9 protein-coding genes are annotated in these 15835 nt (G+C 71.1%); 4 read left to right on the top strand and 5 right to left on the bottom strand.

All coding sequences use genetic code 11. The features are described from left to right. Window positions 1–204: 204 nt before the first annotated feature. The gene (locus tag OG875_RS05620; RefSeq protein ID WP_330173122.1) at window positions 205–5154 is read right to left on the bottom strand and encodes a DNA-binding protein; all 4950 of its coding nucleotides are present in this window, start codon (window positions 5152–5154) and stop codon (window positions 205–207) included. Next, a complete protein-coding gene (locus tag OG875_RS05615; protein ID WP_330173121.1) occupies window positions 5151–6017 on the bottom strand; it encodes a DUF4132 domain-containing protein in 867 nt (288 codons plus the stop codon). The genes OG875_RS05620 and OG875_RS05615 overlap by 4 nt, the downstream gene beginning before the upstream one ends. Before the next feature lie 384 nt (window positions 6018–6401). Here OG875_RS05615 and OG875_RS05610 point away from each other — a divergent pair, with 384 nt between their 5' ends. The 3 genes from OG875_RS05610 (at window position 6402) to OG875_RS05600 (ending at window position 8872) form a co-directional block, all read left to right on the top strand. Further along, the gene (locus OG875_RS05610; RefSeq protein WP_330173120.1) at window positions 6402–7193 is read left to right on the top strand and encodes an SDR family NAD(P)-dependent oxidoreductase; all 792 of its coding nucleotides are present in this window, start codon (window positions 6402–6404) and stop codon (window positions 7191–7193) included. Window positions 7194–7682: 489 nt separating this feature from the next. Continuing rightward, on the top strand, window positions 7683–8036 hold the full coding sequence (locus OG875_RS05605) for a PRC-barrel domain-containing protein (protein WP_330173119.1): 354 nt from the start codon (window positions 7683–7685) through the stop codon (window positions 8034–8036). Between the two features lie 437 nt (window positions 8037–8473). Then, window positions 8474–8872 (top strand): nuclear transport factor 2 family protein, encoded by a 399-nt coding sequence (locus OG875_RS05600; RefSeq protein ID WP_330173118.1) that lies wholly within the window; start codon window positions 8474–8476, stop codon window positions 8870–8872. Window positions 8873–8932: 60 nt separating this feature from the next. On the opposite strand, the gene OG875_RS05595 is transcribed toward OG875_RS05600, so the two are convergent. The 3 genes from OG875_RS05595 to OG875_RS05585 all read right to left on the bottom strand — a co-directional run bounded on the left by OG875_RS05595 (window position 8933) and on the right by OG875_RS05585 (window position 12536). Then, window positions 8933–9628 carry a type 1 glutamine amidotransferase domain-containing protein gene (locus OG875_RS05595; RefSeq protein ID WP_330173117.1) on the bottom strand — a complete coding sequence of 232 codons (696 nt, stop codon included), beginning with the start codon at window positions 9626–9628 and terminating at the stop codon, window positions 8933–8935. A gap of 891 nt (window positions 9629–10519) precedes the next feature. Further along, entirely contained in the window at window positions 10520–12049 is a 1530-nt protein-coding gene (locus tag OG875_RS05590) for a helix-turn-helix domain-containing protein (protein WP_330173116.1), read from the bottom strand. 286 nt (window positions 12050–12335) lie between these two features. After that, window positions 12336–12536 (bottom strand): DUF4236 domain-containing protein, encoded by a 201-nt coding sequence (locus OG875_RS05585; RefSeq protein WP_330173115.1) that lies wholly within the window; start codon window positions 12534–12536, stop codon window positions 12336–12338. A gap of 545 nt (window positions 12537–13081) precedes the next feature. On the opposite strand from OG875_RS05585, the gene acnA reads away from it, so the two are divergent. After that, window positions 13082–15796, top strand: a complete 2715-nt coding sequence (gene acnA, locus OG875_RS05580) for an aconitate hydratase AcnA (RefSeq protein WP_330177610.1) — start codon at window positions 13082–13084, stop codon at window positions 15794–15796. The last annotated feature ends 39 nt before the right edge of the window (window positions 15797–15835 follow it).

The raw sequence follows: 15835 nt of genomic DNA, 5'->3' as shown, positions 1-15835 counted from the left end.
CGGGCCCGGGGAGGGACCGGGCGCCAGGAGAGGCCGGGCGTGAAGCGGGGCCGGGTCACGAACGGGCCGGTCCGTGGCCCGGACCGAGGACCGGGGACCGGGACGGCCCGGGACCGGGACGGCCTGGCGACCAGGACAGCCCGGGGGTGGGAGGGACCGGGGGCGGCGCCGGGTCGTCCGGCACCGCACCCCGTGAACCCCGGCTCAGTGGCGCCGGCCGCGCCTGACCTTCAGCTCCTGGAAGCGCGGGCCGTCACCTTCCCGGACCCGCCGCCAGGCCCGGCGGTAGAGATCGGCGACCGGTTCGGTCGGCACGATCACGCCGAGCGCCGCCTTCCCGCCGACGACCACGCCGTACAGCGGCAGCTTCCACTGCTCCAGCGGCAGGACGGGAGACCCGGGGTCGGTCCAGCCGCCGGGCAGGAAGAGCGAACGCCCGGCACGGGCGCGTCCGGCCTCCACGACCAGGTCGGTGGCGGCCAGTTCGGCGCGCGCCGCCTTGAGGCGGGCGGCCCCGCCCCGGCGCGACGGCCAGCCGGACCACCGCGCGGTGTTGCGGTCGGTCGGGTCGGGCATCGCCAGCAGCATCAGATAGAGCACCGCGGCGTCCTCCCCGATGCCGTACTCCTTCGCCGCCTCACCGACCAGGTCGGGCACCGAGCGGGCCGGATCCTGCGGCCACCACACGCCCTCCTTGTCCCGCTCACCCGCCGACGGGTCGCCGGGGCCGGCGAGGAGGGCTTCGAAGCGCGGGTCGTGGGCGATGCGCAGCGCCGCCTCCGCCGGGAAGGGCTCGTCGTCGGCGCGCAGGGCGGCCAGGTACGGATCATGTCCGGCCGCGTCCAGCAGAGCCGGGCGGATGCCGGGGGAGGGCTGGTTGTCCGCGGTCGCCATGACGACGGCCCCGTACCGCTCGTAGCCCTCGCCGGTCTCGGTCGGGGCGCCCGCCACCTTCCGGAAGTCGGGCAGACTGACGTACCGGTTGAGGTCGAGCATCAGCCCGGGGTGGGCCAGCCGCTCCCGTACGGCGGTGAGGGCCGCGGGCAGCGCCGCCCTGATCGGGTCGCCGGCCGGGAGCCGGTGGGCGAGCCAGGCGGACAGGGTGACGGCGCCGAACAGCGTGCCGGCCGTGAAGCCGGTGGCGCTCCCGCCGACCGGGGCGACCCGGTCGCCGGAGACCTGCCACTCCAGATCGCGGCTCAACTGCCGTTCGCCGGCCGGGTCGAGGAGCGCGGGCAGGCACCGGCTCGGCCTCCAGTTGGTCCGCACCGCGCGGGCCGCCTCCGTGAGCAGCGCTTCGGGGACGGCGGCCCGCCGGCCCACCCGGGCGTTCCAGACCTCGGCGGCGGCGCGCACGTCGGGCCCGTCCGTCCAGAGCCGTGCCGGTTCGGCGGGCAGCAGCGCCGCGACGACGGCGCGCCGCACGCGGTGTTTCAGTCCGCCGAGTTCGTCCTTGGCCAGGGCGGCGTCGGCCACCTTCACGCCGATGGCGGTCCGTGCCTCGGTCGGCAGGAAGGACCGCCCGTAGACGTCCATCTGCGGCAAGCCGGCCACGATCAGCCGGGCCGTCGTGCCGGTGACCCCGGTGAGCCGGCTGAACTCCTCGGCCGCCTCCGGGAACCAGGGCGCCGGACCGCGCTCGGTCAGCTCGGTCAGGAACGCGCCCAGCCGGCCCGGGTCCCCGGCCTGGCCGACCGGAGCCGAGGAGACCACGGTGTACGGCGCCGGGACCTCGAACTGCCCGGCCGGGTCGTGGAAGAGCGCGGTGAACTCGCAACTGCCGGTGTCCGCGCGGTCGTTCACGAAGGCCAGGAACGCGCCCGAGCCCAGCCGGAGCAGCCCCGGCGTGGAGGTGGCGCGCTGCCGGCCGTCGGCCGCCGTGAACAGGGCGCCGTCGAGACGCAGTTCGAACCGGCGCCACCGGTCGGGCCCGACGACCGCCAGGCCCTGGGCGTCCAGCTCGCGCAGGAGCTGCCCCAGCGTCTCCCGGTGGTCCGGCGCGGTGGTCACGGACGCCGCCCGGAACGCCGCCGTGGCGGGCAGGTCGGGAAGGGACGTCCAGTTCAGCCTGGCCCACGGCAGTTCCGGTCCGTCGAGGTGCAGCCGGACCGCCGGATCCGGCTCGGCGGGGTCGCGCAGCTGCTGCCCGACGAAGCGCAGCTGGCGGCAGACCAGGTCGGAACCCTCGGCACCCCACCAGGAGTCGTTGACGAGGCCGAGGCCGTTGAGGGCCTCGCGGAGCACCGGGTCGGCGGGCCCGGTCGGCTCCGTGTCCTCCGCCCGCCCGACCGCGAGATCCTTGTCGAGCCGCTCCGCCACCGCGTCCAGCGCGAGCTGCTGGGTGGCCGCGAACCGCACCACCGAGACGATGCCCGTCACCAGCGCGTCATGGCTGACCTGCGGCAGCAGCTCACGGACCAGCGCGGGCAACGCGAGCGGATCGGCCTTGTCGGCCTTGTTCGCCCGCTCCCGCTTCTGCTCCTCGGCGGCGGCCGTCAGCAGGCCCGCCGCCGTCGCACCGTCGAGGCGGCGCAGTGCCCCGGAGCCCTGCGGGTCGCGGGGGCGCAGGCAGTGCCAGTGGCGCAGCGGCGGCAGCACGAGGGTGCCCGCCGCGAACGTTCCGGGCCTGTTGTCCGTCTTCGCCGTCGTCGTGACGACGCCGTCCTGGTCGACGAGGCTGACGGTGTAGTTGTTCTGGACGACGGCCGTGGGGCGGTCGCTCCCCGGGAAGAGCAGGGCGCGCGCCGGCTGTCCGATGCCGGCGGGCACGGTGACGGTGGTGCCCGCCAGGTCCTCGCCGCGGAACGAACCGTCGGCCAGCTCCACCACCCGCCAGCCGAGCAGCCCGTCGACCGGGGATCCGCCCGGACCGGCCTCGGCCGACGGCGCGGGCAGCACCCAGCCGGTGCGGAAGGTGCTTCCCGCCGGGGCGGTGCGAGTCGCGTCGGCGAGGAAGCCGGGCATGCTCCGCCGGCCGCGCTCGCCGGTGACCGGGTCGTACTCGTACCAGCCGACGGTGGAGTGATAGTCCTCCTGCCAGCCCCACACCCACAGCGAGTGGCCGTCGCTGATGACCGGCCGTTCGTGGGGTACGGCGCTGTCGCCCCGGTGCACCACACCGCGCCCGGTGGTCCGGCCGCCGCCGGGCAGCGGGAGGGTGACGGCGCCGAGATCGCCGAGCCAGTTGACCCGGGTGCCCCGGGGTTCCGGTCCCTCCATGGTCCGTTGGCGGTCGGCGGAGTGCTGCCAGTAGCCGCGCAGCCCGCCGTCCGCGGCGCGGGAGCGCCACTGGACGAGCAGTTCGCCGTCCACGTAGTGGCAGCCGGCGTTGCCGTAGCGGTCGTCGGCCGGGATCCGCAGGTCGTGGGTGAGGACGGTGCCCTCGGTACCGAGCACCCGGACCTGCGAGGAGCCCGACGTGATCAGATACGGCCAGGCGTCCGCGACCACCAGGTCGTCGATGTCCTTCGCCGGTACGAGGGCCGCGGCGGCCTCCTCCCAGGCGGGCCAGCCCAGTTCGTCGAACAGGCCCGCCCGCAGGGTCCGGACGAGGGCCGGGGTGAGATCGGTCCGGGCGGCGGCGCGCGCCTCCTCCTCCGCGAGGGCCAGCGTCCAGCCCGGCAGCCAGGCCAGCCGGCCCAGCTCGTCGGGCAGCCGGGGCAGTCCCGCGGCGGAGAAGCGCGAGACCACCCCGCGCACCCATTCCGTCAGCATCGGGCGTCCGCCGGGGGACCGGGTCAGCGCGCGCAGGGCCCCCGTACCGGACCGGTCGCTCCCGAGACGGTCGGCCCCACTCCGGAACGCGGGCCGGAAGCGGGCGTCGGCCTCCAGCGCGACGAGCTCGCGGCGGTCCTCGTGCTCCGCCCACGCCACCAGGTTCAGCGTGGTGTCCTTCTTGGGATCGGCCACCGGCACACCCAGTGTCAGCAGCAGGTCCAGCAGGTCCACATCGCTGTCCGTGACCGGCAACGCCTCCCCCGAAGCCGCGAGTTCGGCCCGCAGCCGGTCGGCCATCAGTTCCACCAGCGGGTAGAGCCCCGGCAGCCGGTCCCGCCGGTACCACCCGCGCCCCCGGAACGCCAGGAACCGGCGGAACCAGCCCGAGGCGCCGTCTCCCGGGCGTTCCTCGGCGGGCAGCGCGGCGTCGCACAGCCCGGCGGTGGCTCCCGAGGACTCCAGCACCTCCAGCCACAGTCCCGGCAGCCCCGCGTCGGTGTTCGTGGGCATCAGGTCCAGCAGCGTCCCCCGGACCGCGGGCTCCCGCCGGGCCAGCGCCGCCAGCGCCGGACCGTGCGCCTTCCACCAGCCGGCCGCCGCCCGCAACGTGGCGGGCAGCGCCAGCAGTTCGGCCAGATACGCCCCTTCCTCCGCCACCGGGTCCAGGCCCGCGGCCTTCGCCAGCTTGCGCAGCTCGCCCGCCATCGAGGCGGCCGGCTGGAGCCCGCCCGCCGTACGCCGCACGCACAGCCGCCGGAACCGGCCGAACGCCTCCGGCGCCGGCACCCGGGCGGCCAGCTCCTTCGCGTACCCCGACATCACCTTCACCGGCAGCGCCCCGGCCAGCGCGAACTCCAGGAACACCCCGTCCAGCCGGTCCTCGTCGACCGTCAGCCCGTGCTCGGCCTCGGCCCTGCGCGCCCGGGTGAACATCTGGGCGGCGTACGTGGCGTTCTCCACCCCCAGGAACACCCGCCCGGCCTGTTCGTAGAACGTCGGCAGGAAGTGCGGGACAGCGGCGGCGAGCTGCCCGGCCAGCAGCTGGTAGGCGTCCAGCGCCGCCTTCGGCTTGGTCCTGGCCTGCCGTGCGATCCGGTCCAGCTCCGGTACCACGCCCAGCGCGTGGTGGCCGTCCGCCGGGTGGTGCACGAGCACCCACTCCGGGAAGCCCAGCGACTGCCGCAGCCCGATCCCGACCTCGGCCGGCTCACCGTCCGGCACCAGGCCGAGGAAACCGGCGGCCAGATCCTCCGCCGCGCCCAGCTCGGCCGCGACCAGCCGCACGACCACCCGGTCGTCCAGACCCGGGTGCCGGTACGCACGGGCGGTCAGCGGCACCGCGCGCTCACCGCCGCCCTCCGTGCCCGGCGGCAACACCGCCCCGTTCGCCAGCAGTTCGGCGGCTTCCGCCGCCGGAACGATCCCCGTGTCACTCATGCGCCCTTGCCCTCCTCGACCTTGCGGCCGGCGTACAGCGCCGCGGCCATGCGCATCCCCTCGGACCAGGCCACCGGGCCCACATCGGCCGTCCGCAGCGTCCGGCCGTCCTCGTCACTCCAGCTCAGGGCGCCGGTCTCGGTGTCCCCGTCCCAGTACGGCTCACCGATCCACACCGCCGCCTCGACACTGCGCCCGGCGTCCCGCACCCGGCAGGTCGCGTAGCCGCCCGACACCCGGTAGCCCAGCGACGTGGCCCGCGCGGCCAGTCCGAACCGTGAGTCGTACCTGCCGCCCGCGAACTCACCTATCTCGACGGCCTTCTCCGCGAGGCCGTCCGGCTTCAGCCAGGTGGCCCGGTGGATCTGCTCCACCCGCTGACTCACCCCCAGCTCCGCCGCGAACTCCCGCAGATCTTCCAGATCCGGCAGCAGCACCGGGTGCGGCAGCGTCACGGTCAGCGGAGACAGCCGGACGGTCTCCCCGTCGAGGTTCACCATCCGCAGCTCACCGGCGTCCGTGGCGTCCCGCAGAAAACCCACGTCGTCCGGGTCCTCGCCGACCACCACCAGGTCCCGGAGCGCCGACTGCCACGCTTCGTCCGGCCACACCCGGGCCAGCAGCACGGTCGGCACCGGCAACGACGACACCATCCAGGTGTCCACCTGCGCCACACACGCCGCCGCGTGCCGGTCCAGCCACTCGGCGAACCGGCGCAGCCGGTCGGTCTCGGGATGCTCCCGCACCGCCTTCGGCAGCGATTTCAACTGCCGCCCCGCCGCCCGCCCCGAGGTGGCCCTCGCGGTCACCCGGCCCTCCACCAGAGCGACTTCGTACCCGTCGCCCGCCGACAGCCAACCCATTGGTCCCCATCCTCCACGATCCGCACGGCGGCACACGTGAACCGCCCACGTCGCGGTCCCGCTGCACCGTGGCGTGAACGCTAGTGCCAGCCACTGACAGTCGGCCCCTCCAGGTGAAAGCCGCCCCGGTGCCGCCCCGGTGCCGGGCCGCGCAGGCGGTGTCCGGCCGCCCGCCTGTCCGGCCGCCCGCCTGTCCGCCCGGCCGCCCGTCCGTCCGTCCGTGCGCCCGTCGGACTGTTCGCCCACGCGCCCACGCACCCACGCCCCCACCCGGGCCCACCCGGGCCGGTGCGGGCCGGTGCGGGCGGGCCTTGCGGAGACGCGGGCCGGAGCTGGGAACTCCCGGCGCGTCTGCCTGGCACGGCTTTGGGTACTCGGGGGGCCATGAAGGACACCAGCCCTCTTGCCCTGGTCACCGGCGCTTCCAGCGGCGTCGGATTCGAGCTGGCCAAGCTGCTCGCCGAGAACGGGTACGCCCTCCTGCTGGCGGCGGCGGACGACGAACTGCGCCGGGCGGCGGACGAGATTCGCGCCATGGGTGCGCACGCCGACGCCGTTCAGGTCGATCTCTCGGCGCCCGGTGGTGTGGGCCTGCTGTACGAGAGGCTCACCGCCCTGGGACGGCCGGTCGCCGTCGCCGTACTCAACGCCGGTGTCGGCGGGGGCGGACCGTTCGTCCGGACCGGACTGGCCGACGAGATACGTCTCGTCGACCTCAACATCATTTCGACGGTGGCGCTCGCGAAGCGTCTCCTTCCCGAGATGGCCGCACGGCGCGAGGGGAGGGTCCTGTTCACCTCGCAGCTCGCCCCGACGGTGCCGGCCTCCCACCAGGCCGTGCGCCTCGCGTCGATGTCGTTCGCGCGGTCCTTCGCCGAAGCCCTGGGGGACGAACTGCGGGACGCCGGGGTGACCGTCACCGCGCTGATGCCCAGCCCTGGCCCCACGGGGACGGAACTCTCCGGGAACACCGGCACGGCGGACGCCAGGATCGGACAGGAGAAGGAGAGCGACCCGGTCCGGATGGCCAAAGACGGCTTCGAGGCGCTCATGAACGGTCAGAGACCGGTCGTCGTCGGCTCGCCCAGGACGAAGGCGGATCTCGCGGCCACGGTCCTCCCGGACACGGTTCTCACGGACGACGCGCCGCCCGCCCACCCAGGTACGCCCTGTTGACCACTGTCGTTGTCGTTGTCGTTGTCGTTGCCGTTGCCGTTGCCGTTGCCGCTGCCGTTGCCGCTGCCGCTGCCGCTGCCGGTCGGCCGGGGCCGTGGGGCCGCATCCGGTTCCCCTCGGAATCCCCGGAAACCGTAACGGATTTATGACCCCGGCGGCCCGTCGTTTCCGACGGGGCCTCTCCGATTTCCGAGCCGGTGCAGACCAGATAAATCGATCAGCGGCCACGCAGCGGCGCGGGCTGACCAAGATTGAATTTTCATTCTTCCTCTCGCGCGTATTTTCCCCTGTCCTCCGGCGCCCAGCGCCTGATGCGCACTCAAAACGCCCTGACCATGGTGAATTTCAACACGGTGACACATGTGTGAGCCCCGGATCCTCGGGCACACGAAGAACTGAGAGGGACGCGCCGCAGTCGGGGGACACGGCGTGAAATTCATCCGGGCGCTATTGCTGGATGAGCTTTTCTAGGTAAAAGGGAGACGTTTGATGAGTGACAACATGTGGGGATACCAGCCGACCGCCGGCCGCACCTCGGGTACCGATCTGATCGGGTACAAGGTCGAGGCGACCGACGGCAGCATCGGCAAGGTGGACAAGCACTCGGACGATGTCGACTCCTCGTACCTGGTGGTCGACACGGGTGTCTGGATCTTCGGCAAGCACGTCCTGCTGCCTGCCGGTACGGTCCGCTCGATCGACCAGGAGGAGCGGAAGATCCACGTCGACCTCACCAAGGAGCAGATCAAGGACTCCCCTGAGTTCGACAAGGACAAGCACGTCGGAGACGCCGGTTATCACGAGCGGCTCGGCGGCTACTACGACGGACACCGTCGCCACTGACACACGTGGCGCAATGCGCCGAGGGGCGGCCGGAGAACTTCTCCGGCCGCCCCTCGGGCTTTCCCCGGTCGTCATCCGGCGGCAGGTACCGAACGATTGCGGCCGGCCGGTTCGTAGTAAACGGTATGACGCGGAAGAGGTCTTCGTCGCTGTCGATCTGAAAAATGGCTGTCGTCCATTGGCGCTCCCCGCAGGGGCGACGTCGGCCCGTACATGGTCCGGATCCTGTTCCGGCCGTCCGCACTTTGGATGCGGTGCGATGCGGTGCGATGCGGTGCGATGCGGTGCGGTGCGGTGGGAGCACCGAATAGGGCCGTCTCACGCGGCCCACCGGCCCCGCCTGCCCCGTGGCCGACGAGCCTCGTGATCGGATGATGGCCGAACGTCCGCTTCCAGGTCCCCGGATCACTCCCGGCCGGCTACAGAAGGACAAGAGAATGGATGGAGATCCGGACAACCGGGTCAGGGCCGCGCTCAACGACCACTGGCGGGCATCGGAACGTGGGGACACCGAAGCCGAGCACGCCATCTACGCTGCGGACGCGATCCTCGACTATCCACAATCAGGGGAACGATTCCGAGGCCGCGCAAAGATTTCGGCGCAACGTGGCGGGCACCCCGCCGATCGGCATTTCACCGTCCGCCGGATTGTCGGCGGCGGGAATCTGTGGGTGAGCGAATGCGTCATCACCTACGACAGGGTGCCCACCCATTCAGTGAGCATCATGGAATTTTCCGGCGGCCACGTGGTCCACGAGACCCAGTTCTTCGGGGACGTCTTCGCCGCGCCTGAATGGCGGGCAGCACTCGCCGAGCCGATGCCGGGCCGGACCTGATCCAGGGCGTTCGGGACGCCCTCTACGAGCTTCGCCTGTGAGGAATCGCCCCGAGCCGAATCACTTCACGATTTCCAGGAGCCGGTCGGCCAGGACCGCGGCCGAGTTGGGGTTCTGCCCCGTGACGAGGTTGCGATCTTCCACCAGGTACGGCTCCCATATCGGACCGCGGCTGAAGTCGACACCGACCTTCTCCTTCACGTCGGTCTCCAGCAGCCAGGTGGCCCGAGAGGCCAGACCGACGCCTGCTTCTTCCTCGTTGGTGAAACAGGTGATTCGGTAGCCCTTGAAGGGCGACGCGCCGTGGATCCTGGTGGCCAGCATCGCGGCGGGGCCGTGGCACACGATGAACAGCGGTCTGCCCGAGGCGAGTTGTTCCGTCAGCAGTCGGCCTACGTCGGCGTCCCACGCCAGATCCGCCATGGGGCCGTGGCCGCCGGGCAGGTAGACCGCGTCGTAGTCGTCGAGGCGGACGTCCGACAGCATGATCGGCCGCCGCATCTCCTCCGCGGAACGGATGATGGTCTCCAGTTCCAGGGCCCCGTCCTCACCGCCCGCCATGGAGGGCCGCAGGCTCATCATGTCGACGTTCGGGGTCACACCACCAGGAGTCGCCACCACCACCTCGTGGCCGGCTTCCGTGATCTTCTTGTACGGCATCGCGAATTCCTCGGCCCAGTAGCCGGTCGCATGTCTGGTGCCGTCCTTGAGTGTCCAATACGTCGCCCCGCTCACGATGAAAAGTACCTTCGCCATCACACGCCGCCTCCCTGTCTCATCCGATTTACTTCAGTTTTCAAGCCTAGTTGAGTGGGGGAACGGACGCCTGCGGGTGGCCTTCACGTACCCGAATTCGGTGCCTTGGCACAACGAAGAGTGTGCGAGCCGATTCGAAGAGTTCTCAATTCGGAGCGGCTTCACGGTGTGGTTCCTGGGTGGCGAGTCGATTTCGACCGGCGGCCTCTCGGTGCCGGTGGCCGAGGCGGTTTGCATCCGGGGAGGGGGAAGGCGCCCGGGGTTGCCACACCTGGCCTGTCCGAGGCGCGAAGGCCCTCTGATCAGGCAGTTTATCGTCCGAGTGGTGGTTGTCGCTTTCCGTCTGGATCGGACTCCATCAGGGCGTTTCTGCCTGTTCCTGGCCGTTGTTGGTCACGCGTTGGTCGTGCGGCCAACTGTCGGGGCGTCCGTGGGGGCCGCCCCGCCTGACCGCCGCCGATCATGGGGCGTCTCGTGGCGCGTGACCCGCGGCGGATTGGGGTGTGTGGGCCATCGGAACGAAAACCGGCGCCAAGCCCTGTTCGGCCTTGAGAGGGCTTTGACCTGGCCTTCTGTGGGAGTCGAACCTTCGGCAGTCGTATGGATCGATTGTCGAAAGGAGGTCCGGAGGTCCGGGGTGCCGGTCGGCCGGGGCACTTCGACCCCCGGGTTCACGCTGCGGAAGTACTCCCACTTCCTGCCCCGCCCCGGCGCACGAGGCAGCGCCGCCATCGACGTGGTCTTAGCGTGGCCGCGCCGGTCGGCGGAGACTGCCCAGCTCGGCTCCTGGCCCGCCGAGGGCCCGAAGTCCCGGAGGAGTCCCGGAGCTGCCGCCGCCCCTTCCTGGCACACCGGTTGGCAGGTCGGACCGGGCGCGGCGGCATCCGCACCTCAGATGTCGCGGAAGATCTCGATCTGCGCGCCCACCGAGTTCAGCCGCTCCGCCAGATCCTCGTAACCCCGGTTGATCACATACACGTTGCGCAGCACCGACGTGCCCTCCGCCGCCATCATCCCCAGCAGGACCACCACGGCCGGGCGCAGGGCCGGCGGGCACATCATCTCCGCCGCGCGCCAGCGGGTCGGGCCCTCGACCAGAACCCGGTGGGGGTCGAGGAGTTGGAGCCGGCCGCCGAGGCGGTTGAGGTCGGTGAGGTAGATGGCACGGTTGTCGTAGACCCAGTCGTGGATCAGGGTCTTGCCCTGTGCGACGGCGGCGATCGCCGCGAAGAAGGGGACGTTGTCGATGTTCAGGCCCGGGAAGGGCATCGGGTGGATCTTGTCGATCGGCGCCTCCAGCTTCGAGGGCCGTACGGTCAGGTCCACGAGCCGCGTACGGCCGTTGTCCGCCGGGTATTCGGGCGTACGGTCGTGGTCCAGGCCCATCTCTTCCAGCACCGCGAGTTCGATCTCCAGGAACTCGATCGGCACCCGGCGGATCGTCAGCTCGGACTCGGTCACCACCGCCGCGGCGATCAGGCTCATCGCCTCGACCGGGTCCTCGGAGGGGGAGTAGTCCACGTCGGTGTCGATGGTGGGCACCCCGTGCACGGTGAGCGTGGTGGTGCCGACGCCCTCGACCCGGACACCGAGCGCGTCCAGGAAGAAGCACAGGTCCTGGACCATGTAGTTCGACGACGCGTTGCGGATCACGGTGACGCCGTCGTGCCGCGCGGCGGCGAGCAGCGCGTTCTCCGTGACCGTGTCGCCGCGTTCGGTCAGCACGATGGGCCGGTCCGGCGAGGCGGAGCGGTCGACCACCGCGTGGTACAGCCCCTCGGTCGCGGTGATGTCCAGGCCGAAGCGGCGCAGCGCGATCATGTGCGGCTCGATGGTGCGCGTGCCGAGGTCGCAGCCGCCGGCGTACGGCAGCAGGAAGCTGTCCATCCGGTGCAGCAGTGGACCGAGGAACATGATGATCGAGCGCGTACGGCGGGCGGCGTCCGCGTCCATGGCCGCCATGTCCAGCTCGGCCGGCGGGACGATCTCCAGATCCATGCCGTCGTTGATCCAACGGGTGCGCACACCGATGGAGTTGAGCACTTCGAGGAGCCGGTAGACCTCTTCGATCCGCGCCACCCGGCGCAGCACCGTGCGGCCCTTGTTGAGCAGCGATCCGCAGAGCAGCGCCACGCAGGCGTTCTTGCTCGTCTTGACGTCGATGGAGCCGGAGAGCCGGCGTCCGCCCACCACCCGCAGATGCATCGGCCCGGCGTAGCCGAGCGACACGATCTCGCTGTCGAGTGCCTCGCCGATGCGGGCGATCATCTCAAGGCTGATGTTCTGATTGCCGCGCTCGATCCGGTTGACCGCGCTCTGACTGGTGGCCAGCGCGTCCGCGAGCTGGGTCTGTGTCCAGCCCCGATGCTGACGCGCGTCACGAATGAGCTTGCCGATGCGTACGAGGTAGTCGTCTGCCATACGGCGAGGCTATCTCATATGTGAGATGAGGAACCTGTTGAGTTGCGCCATTCGTGATAGGCGGTCGGGCGAACGGCGGCCGTGCGGATCGCGACAGACCCTACGGAGCGCGGCGGTCGTCCAAACCCGCGACGGACGCACGGAGCGGGGTACGCGCCCCGCGTACCCCGCTCATCATCGTCACCCCGCCGGGCGCCTCCCGGCGAGCCGCGTACCGCCGAACGGGAACCGTCGGGCGGATGAACGGCTCGGGCCCCGTGGGGCGCTCGCCGGGCCGTGCGGCGGCTCAGTGGCCGCGGCGCTTCGTCGTCGTCTTGCGCCAGCCGAAGGGGCCCGGCAGGTCCATCGACGTGGTCCGCCGCCCGGTGCTGCTCCGGGTGTGGCGCGGTCCGTTCTTGCCGCCGGTCGTGATGGACCACGACCGCTTGTTGATGTTGAGCCGTACGCCCGGCAGGATCTGGAAACTCTTACGGAATGTGATCGGCACCGTGATCTCCTCAAGTAGGCCCTGGGGCGAAGCCCTGTCGGGAGTACGGGTTACCCGTGCGCGGCCATCCATGTATGCCGGCGCGGACATTGACGGAGAGTCATCTCTGTTCGCGTACGGGAGCCGCCCCGGATCGCTCGCCGGGAGCCCGTACCCGTGGCCGCGCCGCCGTCCGCGAGCGCGCCGCCGGGGCCCTCGTCGCCGCCCGCCGGCGCCCGCCCCGGCGGGCTGCCGCGCGGAAGCCCGCGCGCCCTTCGACGCGAGAGGGGCACGAGAAGGGGTACAAGAAGGAGTACGCGATGAGCGTGAAAGCCCACGCGAAAGATCACAGGTGCCCGAGCATGACCTCGTAGCGGTCATGTACTAGAGTTATCTCGACATCGAGATATCTGCCGAAGGCGTACCGCGGCCGCCGGACAGTAAGGCCCACCTAACTAAGCCTTACCTTAGCGGATTGGCGAGCACCCCGTTGGCGGCACCGCGCGGCGTCAGCCGCACCTGCCTCGCGGGGCGGTAGTACGCGCACATTCATGAAGGAGACTGTCGTGTCGGCGAACAGCTTCGACGCCCGCAGCACGCTGCGCGTGGGCGACGAGTCGTACGAGATCTTCCGGCTGGACAAGGTCGAGGGCTCAGCGCGCCTCCCTTACAGCCTGAAGGTGCTGCTGGAGAACCTGCTCCGTACCGAGGACGGCGCGAACATCACCGCCGACCACATCCGTTCGGTCGGCGGATGGGACTCCCAGGCGCAGCCGAGCCAGGAGATCCAGTTCACCCCGGCCCGCGTGATCATGCAGGACTTCACCGGCGTGCCCTGCGTCGTGGACCTCGCCACCATGCGCGAGGCCGTGAAGGAGCTCGGCGGCGACGCGGCGAAGATCAACCCGCTGGCCCCCGCCGAGCTGGTCATCGACCACTCCGTGATCGCCGACAAGTTCGGCACGCCCGAGTCCTTCGCGCAGAACGTGGAGCTGGAGTACGGCCGCAACAGGGAGCGTTACCAGTTCCTGCGCTGGGGCCAGACCGCGTTCGACGAGTTCAAGGTCGTCCCGCCCGGCACCGGCATCGTCCACCAGGTCAACATCGAGCACCTGGCCCGTACCGTCATGGTCCGCGGTGGCCAGGCGTACCCCGACACCCTCGTCGGCACCGACTCGCACACCACCATGGTCAACGGCCTCGGTGTGCTCGGCTGGGGCGTCGGCGGCATCGAGGCCGAGGCCGCGATGCTCGGCCAGCCCGTCTCGATGCTCATCCCGCGCGTCGTCGGCTTCAAGCTGACCGGTGAGCTGACCCCGGGCACCACCGCCACGGACCTGGTCCTCACCATCACCGAGATGCTGCGCAAGCACGGTGTCGTCGGCAAGTTCGTCGAGTTCTACGGCGAGGGCGTCGGCGCCACGTCGCTCGCCAACCGCGCCACCATCGGCAACATGTCGCCGGAGTTCGGCTCGACCGCCGCGATCTTCCCGATCGACGACGAGACGATCAAGTACCTGAAGCTGACCGGCCGTGACGCGCAGCAGCTCGCGCTGGTCGAGGCGTACGCCAAGGAGCAGGGCCTCTGGCTCGACCCGGCCGCCGAGCCCGACTTCTCCGAGAAGCTGGAGCTCGACCTCTCCACCGTCGTCCCGTCCATCGCCGGCCCCAAGCGCCCGCAGGACCGCATCGTCCTGGCCGACGCCAAGGAGCAGTTCGCGCGGGACGTGCGCAACTACGTGTCGGACGACGAGGAGGCGGGCAAGGAGTCCTTCCCGGCGTCCGACTCGCCGGCCTCCGCCAACGGCGTGCCGACCCGCCCGACACTGGTCACCGCCGCGGACGGCTCGACGTACGAGATCGACCACGGCGCCGTGACCGTCGCCGCGATCACCTCCTGCACCAACACCTCGAACCCGTACGTGATGGTCGCCGCCGCGCTCGTCGCCAAGAAGGCCGTCGAGAAGGGCCTCACCCGCAAGCCGTGGGTCAAGACGACGCTGGCGCCCGGCTCGAAGGTCGTCACGGACTACTTCGACAAGGCCGACCTCACCCCGTACCTCGACAAGCTCGGCTTCAACCTGGTCGGCTACGGCTGCACGACCTGCATCGGCAACTCCGGCCCGCTGGACGAGGAGATCTCCCGCGCGGTCAACGAGAACGACCTGGCGGTCGCCGCGGTCCTCTCCGGCAACCGCAACTTCGAGGGCCGCATCAACCCCGACGTCAAGATGAACTACCTGGCGTCCCCGCCGCTCGTCGTGGCGTACGCGATCGCCGGCTCCATGAAGGTGGACATCACCCGCGACGCGATCGGCGTGGACCAGGACGGCAAGGCGGTCCACCTGGCCGACATCTGGCCGACCGAGGCCGAGGTCAACGAGGTCGTCGCCTCCGCCATCGGCGAGGACATGTTCAGCAAGTCCTACCAGGATGTCTTCGCGGGCGACGCCCAGTGGCAGGCGCTGCCGATCCCCACCGGCAACACCTTCGAGTGGGACCCGCAGTCCACCTACGTACGGAAGCCCCCGTACTTCGAGGGCATGACGATGGAGACGACCCCGGTCGCCGACATCGCGGACGCGCGCGTGCTGGCCATGCTGGGCGACTCGGTCACCACCGACCACATCTCCCCGGCGGGCGCGATCAAGGCCGACACCCCGGCGGGCACCTACCTGACGGAGCACGGCGTCGGGCGCCGTGACTTCAACTCGTACGGCTCGCGCCGCGGCAACCACGAGGTCATGATCCGCGGCACGTTCGCCAACATCCGCCTGCGCAACCAGATCGCGCCGGGCACCGAGGGCGGCTACACCCGAGACTTCACGGTCGACGGCGGCCCGGTCTCCTTCATCTACGACGCCTCGCAGAACTACCAGGCGGCCGGCACCCCGCTGGTCGTCCTCGCGGGCAAGGAGTACGGCTCCGGCTCCTCCCGCGACTGGGCGGCCAAGGGCACGGCGCTGCTCGGCGTCAAGGCCGTCATCGCCGAGTCGTACGAGCGCATCCACCGCTCGAACCTGATCGGCATGGGCGTGCTGCCGCTCCAGTACCCGGAGGGCGCCTCGGCGCTGTCGTACGGCCTGACGGGCGAGGAGACCTTCAGCGTCACGGGCGTCACCGCCCTCAACGACGGCCCGACCCCGGCGACGGTCAAGGTCACCACGGACACGGGCGTGGAGTTCGACGCGGTGGTCCGCATCGACACCCCGGGCGAGGCGGACTACTACCGCAACGGCGGCATCATGCAGTACGTGCTGCGCAGCCTGATCCGCAAGTAGACCGACGACGAAGGGGCCGTTCCCCGCGCGCCCGGCGCG

It is taken from the genome of Streptomyces sp. NBC_01498 (assembly GCF_036327775.1).
GTDB lineage: Bacteria > Actinomycetota > Actinomycetes > Streptomycetales > Streptomycetaceae > Streptomyces.
Note: the sequence above shows the minus strand (reverse complement) of the source record. Positions and strands in the feature narration are given on the sequence as shown.

Excerpts from the sequence above, each read along its gene's own strand:
- OG875_RS05620 (WP_330173122.1), bottom strand. The coding sequence starts at position 5,154 with ATGAGTGACACGGGGATCGTTCCGGCGGCGGAAGCCGCCGAACTGCTG.
- OG875_RS05615 (WP_330173121.1), bottom strand. The coding sequence starts at position 6,017 with ATGGGTTGGCTGTCGGCGGGCGACGGGTACGAAGTCGCTCTGGTGGAG.
- OG875_RS05610 (WP_330173120.1), top strand. The coding sequence starts at position 6,402 with ATGAAGGACACCAGCCCTCTTGCCCTGGTCACCGGCGCTTCCAGCGGC.
- OG875_RS05605 (WP_330173119.1), top strand. The coding sequence starts at position 7,683 with ATGAGTGACAACATGTGGGGATACCAGCCGACCGCCGGCCGCACCTCG.
- OG875_RS05600 (WP_330173118.1), top strand. The coding sequence starts at position 8,474 with ATGGATGGAGATCCGGACAACCGGGTCAGGGCCGCGCTCAACGACCAC.
- OG875_RS05595 (WP_330173117.1), bottom strand. The coding sequence starts at position 9,628 with ATGGCGAAGGTACTTTTCATCGTGAGCGGGGCGACGTATTGGACACTC.
- OG875_RS05590 (WP_330173116.1), bottom strand. The coding sequence starts at position 12,049 with ATGGCAGACGACTACCTCGTACGCATCGGCAAGCTCATTCGTGACGCG.